We start from the raw sequence: 5,910 nt of genomic DNA, 5'->3' as shown, positions 1-5,910 counted from the left end.
GGTGAAGTCGGCCTCCGCCAGCACGTCCGGCGGGCATTCCGGGTGCGCGATGATCTGCACCGAGGGATCGGCCTCGCGAAGGCTGCGCAGCTCCTCGCCGGTGAAGCGCTCATGCACCTCGCAGGCGCCCTTCCACGCGATGATCTTCACATCGGTCTGCGACGCCACATAATTCGCGAGGTACTGATCGGGCAGGAAGATCACGCTCGGCGCATTGAGGCTCTCGACCACGGCGACCGCGTTCGACGAGGTGCAGCAGATATCCACCTCGGCTTTGACGTCGGCCGAGGTGTTGACATAGGCCACCACCGGCACGCCCGGAAATCGTTCGCGCAACAGCCGCACGTCGGCGCCGCTGATGCTGGAGGCGAGCGAGCAGCCGGCGCGCGAATCCGGAATCAGCACCGTCTTGTGCGGGTTCAGGATTTTTGAGGTCTCCGCCATGAAGTGCACGCCGCATTGAACGATGGTGCCGGCCTTCACCCTGGCGGCTTCGACGGCCAGCTGCAGCGAGTCGCCGACGATGTCGGCCACGCAATGGAAGATCTCCGGCGTCTGGTAATTATGCGCGAGGATGACCGCGTCGCGCTCGGCCTTCAATTCGTTGATCGCCTTGATGTAGGGCGCCATGAACGGCCACTCGACCGGGGAGATCACGTTCTTCACGCGCGCGTAGAGATGCGCGGTGGCGCGTTCGACCTCGCCGGTCCATTGCAGCGCAGGCATCGGTAGCACGCGCGCAGGCGCCGCCCGGTCTGGGCGGTCGCGGGATGGCTGGGCGGAGGCGGGGGCCGGCCGGTTGAAATCGTCGCGTCCGTAGATTGCTGCGATCGGCATGGGAGCCTCCCTTCGTTTTCCTCGAACCTATATACTCATTTTGAGTATATCTAGGCCTTGATAAATCCGGCCCGAAGGGCCGGCGATCTTCCCGTCATGTCGGACCCATCCGCAGTTTGCGAAAATCCGGCTCGTCTTGGGAAGCGACTTATTCTCAATATGAGCAAATCAAATATAGCATGCCGCTCGAAGGGCTGCCAGACCGGCTCAGCAGCTAATTTGTGGGATCTGACCGCGCCGATTTGCAATGCTGCATTGCCCATTCGACTTTTCTCCGCGGCCGGCTTGGGATTTCCATGCGAATGCATTAAACGGCTGGGGCCGGCTTGGACGCCTCTCGCCTGGGCCGCGAACAGGATGGGGGGACATGCATGTCGGCAATCGCGGGTGAAGTGCTCCCGGCCTCCGGACGTTCGAGCTGGCGTACGCCGCTCATGATCATTGCCTGCGGTTGCGCGATCGGGATGCTGAGTTTTGGGCCGCGGGCGAGCCTCGGCTTCTTCATCCAGCCCATGAGCCGGGAGTTTGCCTGGGGCCGCGACGTGTTCGGCCTGGCGCTGGCCGTGCAGAATCTGTTGTGGGGCCTTGGCCAGCCGCTGGCCGGGGCGATCGCCGACCGCTTCGGCATCCTGCGCGTGATGTGCGTCGGGGCGCTGCTCTACGCCGGCGGCCTTTTGCTGATGCGTTATGCCACGAGCCCGCTGTCGCTCGACCTCGGCGCCGGCGTGCTGGTCGGCTTCGGCCTGGCGGGCTGCTCGTTCAACCTGGTGTTGTCGGCGTTCAGCAAGTTGCTGCCGCCGGAGCGGCGCGGCCTCGCACTCGGTTTCGGGACCGCTGCCGGCTCATTCGGCCAATTCCTGTTCGCGCCGATCGGCGTTGCCATGATCGACAATCTCGGCTGGCAGACCGCCCTGATGGCATTTGCCGCCCTGATGCTGTTGATCGTGCCGCTGTCGCTCGCGCTCGCGACGCCGTCTGCGGCGGACCAAGTGCCTGACCATGTCTCGGCCCATGCCGCAGCCGCGCACCAGCAGTCGTTCAGGACGGCGCTCGCGGAAGCCTTCGGTCACCGCTCTTACATGCTGCTGGTGCTCGGCTTCTTCACCTGCGGCTTTCAACTGGCCTTCATTTCCGTGCATCTGCCGGCCTATCTGGTCGATCGCGGCATCCCGGCGCATGTCGGCGGCTGGGTGGTCGCCACCATCGGGCTGTTCAACATCATCGGCTCCCTCGGCGTCGGATGGCTGCAGAGCAGGATGCCCAAGCGCTACATTCTGTCGGTGATCTACGTCCTGCGCGCGGTTACGATTGCGCTGTTCATCTCGTTGCCGATCTCCCCCTTCGCCGCCGTCCTGTTCGGCGCCGCCACCGGCCTGACCTGGCTTTCCACCATCCCGCCGACCTCGGCGCTGGTCGCCATCATGTTCGGCACCCGCTGGTTTGCGACCCTCTACGGATTTGCCTTCGTCAGCCATCAGATTGGCGGCTTTCTCGGCGTCTGGCTCGGCGGCGTGGTGTTCGAGAAATTCGGCTCCTACACCCCGGTCTGGTGGCTTTCGATCCTGTTCGGCGTGCTGTCGGCGCTGATCAACCTGCCGATCGTGGAGCAGCCGGTGCCGCGGGCCGTTGCGCAGCCGGCCTGATGCGATAAAACCGCTGGATAGAACCCTTGCAGGCATGTTCAGGGAGTTGACCATTGGCGACGTTCAAGGCGATCAGGATCGAGAAGGCGGACAAGGGTACGACAGCCGCGCTCACGCAGTTCGACGAGGCCGAACTGATGGAAGGCGACGTCACCGTCGACGTGGAATGGTCGACGCTGAACTACAAGGACGGGCTGGCCCTCACCGGCAAGGCGCCGGTGGTGCGGCGCTTCCCGATGATTCCCGGCATCGACTTTGCCGGGACCGTCGCGCAATCCTCCGATCCGGCGTGGCAGGCCGGCGACAAGGTGATCTGCACCGGCTGGGGCATGGGCGAGACCCATCTTGGCGCCTATGCCGAGAAGGCGCGGGTCAAGGGCGACTGGCTGGTGCGGCTGCCGGGTGCGCTTTCGACCCGCGAGGCGATGGCGATCGGCACTGCCGGCTTCACAGCGATGCTGGCGGTCATGGCGCTGGAAAAACACGGGCTGTTGCCGGATAGCGGGCCGATCGTGGTCACCGGCGCGGCCGGTGGCGTCGGCTCGGTCGCGACCGCGGTGCTGTCGAAACTCGGCTATCGCGTCATCGCCTCGACCGGCCGGATGGCGGAGGCCGACTACCTGAAGAAGCTCGGGGCCGCCGAGGTGATCGACCGCAACGAGCTGTCCGCGCCCGCCAAGCCGCTGGCCAAGGAGCGCTGGGCGGGTGGGGTCGACAGTGTCGGCTCGACCACGCTTGCCAACCTGCTGTCGATGACGAAATACGGCGGCGCGATCTCGGCCTGCGGTCTGGCCGCGGGGATGGATCTGCCATCCTCGGTTGCACCATTCATTTTGCGCGCGGTGTGCCTTCTCGGCATCGATTCGGTGATGTGCCCGCGTGCGGCCCGCAAAATTGCCTGGGATCGGCTTGCCAGCGACTTGGATCTGACAAAACTTATTGAAATTACTAGCGAAATTGGCCTAGACCAGGTCATCGGCAGAGCGCCGCAGATCCTTGCGGGCCAGGTTCGTGGTCGCGTCGTGGTAAAAATTTCCTAGTGCCGTTCAGACTTTACCAACCAAGCTGCTCCAATGTTGCCACGGTTGGTATGGTAAGCAGTAGGTAAAGGATCAGGCGTCGCCCGCTGCCAGGAATTCGGAGTTACAGCATGCTTGCGCGTTTCGTACTGGGTACCGTCACCGCTGGGGCCATGATCTTGCCAGCGTTTGCCGGCATGATGAAGGCGGATGAGGCGCGCAAATTCGTCGCCGGCAAGATCTTCACCTTTACCTGCTTCGACGGCACCCGCGGCGCGGGCCGGATCCTCGACGATATGGGCGCGGCTGGCGCGGTGCAGTTCTCCGGCTCCGGACCGATCCGCCACCTTCGGCTGCCCGGCAATACGCTGCAGATTCGCGGCGAGGCGGTTTGCGCATCGCTCCGCGGCCTGCCGTTCGAACCCTGCTTCAATCTCGAGAAGAAGGACGAACGCAGCTTCCGCGGCTCCGTCTCCGGCATGAGCTTCGCCTATTGCGACTTCAACAACCAGGGCGGCGCGCAGATGCTGATGGCGCGCGCGGTGGCCCACCCGCATTCGCTGCACACGGTGGAGCGGACCGGATCGATCGATGCGTCTCACGAGATCGCCGCGCGCGTCGAGACGCCGCGGGTCGAGAGCGGAAAGATCGAACCGGCGAAGCCGGAAGCGAAGTCCGAGCCGGCGCAGACGGAAGCCGCGCCGGAACTGCGGCGTTCGACCGAGTAATCCGGCGCCGGTCGGCGCACCGGTTCACGATCTCGCATCGATCGAAAGATTGCCTGCGGCGATGTGCTGTCACGGCGCCGTAGTCGCACGGGCGGATACTTTCATGCGACGGTAGCGAGTCCGGCCCCAGATTTGGGCCCAGGGGACGGGCCCAACGTATGGGTTAAGACATGTCGCTCTACTTCTTCCGGGTCAGCCGCGGTCGCTATTCCGGTCTGTCCGATCAGCCGTATGAATGCGAAAACCGTCAGGCTGCCTGGGCCGAAATGACGGCGGTCTGCTCCAATCTGGTCGGCGGCATTTCCCGCTCTCTCGAGCAGGGCGCCGAATGGCAGATGGAACTGCTGGACGAAGCCAAGACCCCGGTATTCCGGATTCGTCTGGTGGCGGAGTCCCTTGGATAGCCGACCTTGCATGCAAGGCCGCCTCTGGCCAGTGGTTGTTCGATACGATGCGGCCAATCGAAAGTTGCCGTCGTTTCAATGGGTTCGATCCCCATTCCCCGTAATCCTACGGCCTGCGGTGTTTAGCAAAGATTGGTCACTCGAGCCTATGGCTGGAGGCGCGTTGACGCGGCAGCTTTCGCTCGCCGCCTGCTTCCCGGGGAGAGTTCGATGGACCACCAGCCGAAAAGCGGCCTCCGATTCATGGTGCGAGGACGGATCCTGCTCCTGTTCGCAGTCTGCACGTCCCTGGTGATCGCCGCGGCGGCCTTCGGCTTCTGGCAATTCTCGGACGGCCTTCGGGTGTTCGATGAGGATGTGATGTCCCGGCAGTCCGACGCCATCGATGTCGAAGCGGTCGAGATCAATTTCAAGAAGCAGGTGCAGGAATGGAAAGACACGCTATTGAGGGGGAAAAAGCCCGAGGCGCTGGACAAGCATTGGGGCGCCTTTCAGCAGCGCGAGAATGAGGTCCGCGATGTCGCGGAGCGGTTGAGCCGGCGCATCGCCGATCCGGAAGCCGCCCAATTGGTCGCGCAGTTCCTGACCGCTCACAAGACGATGGGCGAGGCCTATCGACGCGGATTGCAGCAGTTCAAGGACCACGACTTCGAGAGCAGCATCGGCGACAAGGCCGTCGCCGGCATCGATCGCGCTCCCACCGAATTGCTGGGCAAGGCAAAGGAGCGCCTGCTGGCGCTGGCGGGCGCCACGGCGAGCCAGGCCAAAGAGGATGCGCATCGGACCACCTGGATCACGATCCTGCTGCTGGGCGCGGCAACGGCTGTCGGCGCGGTGGTCTTTCTCGTCGTCGTGCAAGGCAGCATTTCCAGGCCGCTCTCCAACGGCGTCCGCGCGCTCACCGAGCTTGCAGGCGGCAACACCGGCGTGCCGGTCACCGGTCTGGAGCGGGGCGACGAGATCGGGCAGGTCGCGCTTGCGATCCAATCGCTGAAGGAAAAGCTCATCGAGGCGGAGCAGTTGCGGACCGAGCAGGTGGAGCACGATCAGAGGCAAGTGCGGCAGCGCAAGGCGGAGATGCACGAACTCGCCGACAGTTTCGAAGCGGCGGTCGGCCAGATCGTGGAGACCGTTTTCTCCGCCTCGGACGAACTCGAAGCTTCGGCCCGCACGCTGACGGCGACGGCGGAGCGCGCCCAGCAGAACACGACCACGGTCGCCACCGCGTCGGAAGAAGCCTCGTCCAACGTGCAGTCGGTGGCGTCCGCGACCGAGGAGA

Annotated in this window: 6 protein-coding genes; 5 read left to right on the top strand and 1 reads right to left on the bottom strand. The window is 64.3% G+C overall.

Features of this window, described 5'->3' with window-relative positions; translation table 11 throughout:
* Positions 1-837 (bottom strand): quinolinate synthase NadA (gene nadA, locus WCB02_RS37940; RefSeq protein ID WP_423967168.1); only part of this gene is annotated, 837 nt, incomplete at its 3' end.
* 371 nt (positions 838-1,208) lie between these two features.
* On the opposite strand from nadA, the gene WCB02_RS37935 reads away from it, so the two are divergent.
* The 5 genes from WCB02_RS37935 to WCB02_RS37915 form a co-directional block, all read left to right on the top strand.
* The gene (locus WCB02_RS37935) at positions 1,209-2,480 is read left to right on the top strand and encodes an MFS transporter (RefSeq protein WP_423967164.1); all 1,272 of its coding nucleotides are present in this window, start codon (positions 1,209-1,211) and stop codon (positions 2,478-2,480) included.
* A 53-nt stretch (positions 2,481-2,533) separates the two neighbouring features.
* Positions 2,534-3,520: an MDR family oxidoreductase gene (locus tag WCB02_RS37930; protein WP_423967162.1), complete on the top strand. Its 987-nt coding sequence runs from the start codon at positions 2,534-2,536 to the stop codon at positions 3,518-3,520.
* Positions 3,521-3,630: 110 nt separating this feature from the next.
* Positions 3,631-4,227, top strand: a complete 597-nt coding sequence (locus WCB02_RS37925; protein WP_423967160.1) for a hypothetical protein — start codon at positions 3,631-3,633, stop codon at positions 4,225-4,227.
* 170 nt (positions 4,228-4,397) lie between these two features.
* Positions 4,398-4,631, top strand: a complete 234-nt coding sequence (locus WCB02_RS37920) for a DUF6894 family protein (RefSeq protein WP_423967158.1) — start codon at positions 4,398-4,400, stop codon at positions 4,629-4,631.
* 210 nt (positions 4,632-4,841) lie between these two features.
* Positions 4,842-5,910 (top strand): HAMP domain-containing protein (locus WCB02_RS37915; RefSeq protein ID WP_423967155.1); only part of this gene is annotated, 1,069 nt, incomplete at its 3' end.

This window comes from Bradyrhizobium sp. (assembly GCF_049581145.1).
Lineage (GTDB): Bacteria > Pseudomonadota > Alphaproteobacteria > Rhizobiales > Xanthobacteraceae > Bradyrhizobium.
The sequence above is the reverse complement of the archived record's forward strand: the minus strand, read 5'-3'. Positions and strand labels throughout refer to the sequence as shown.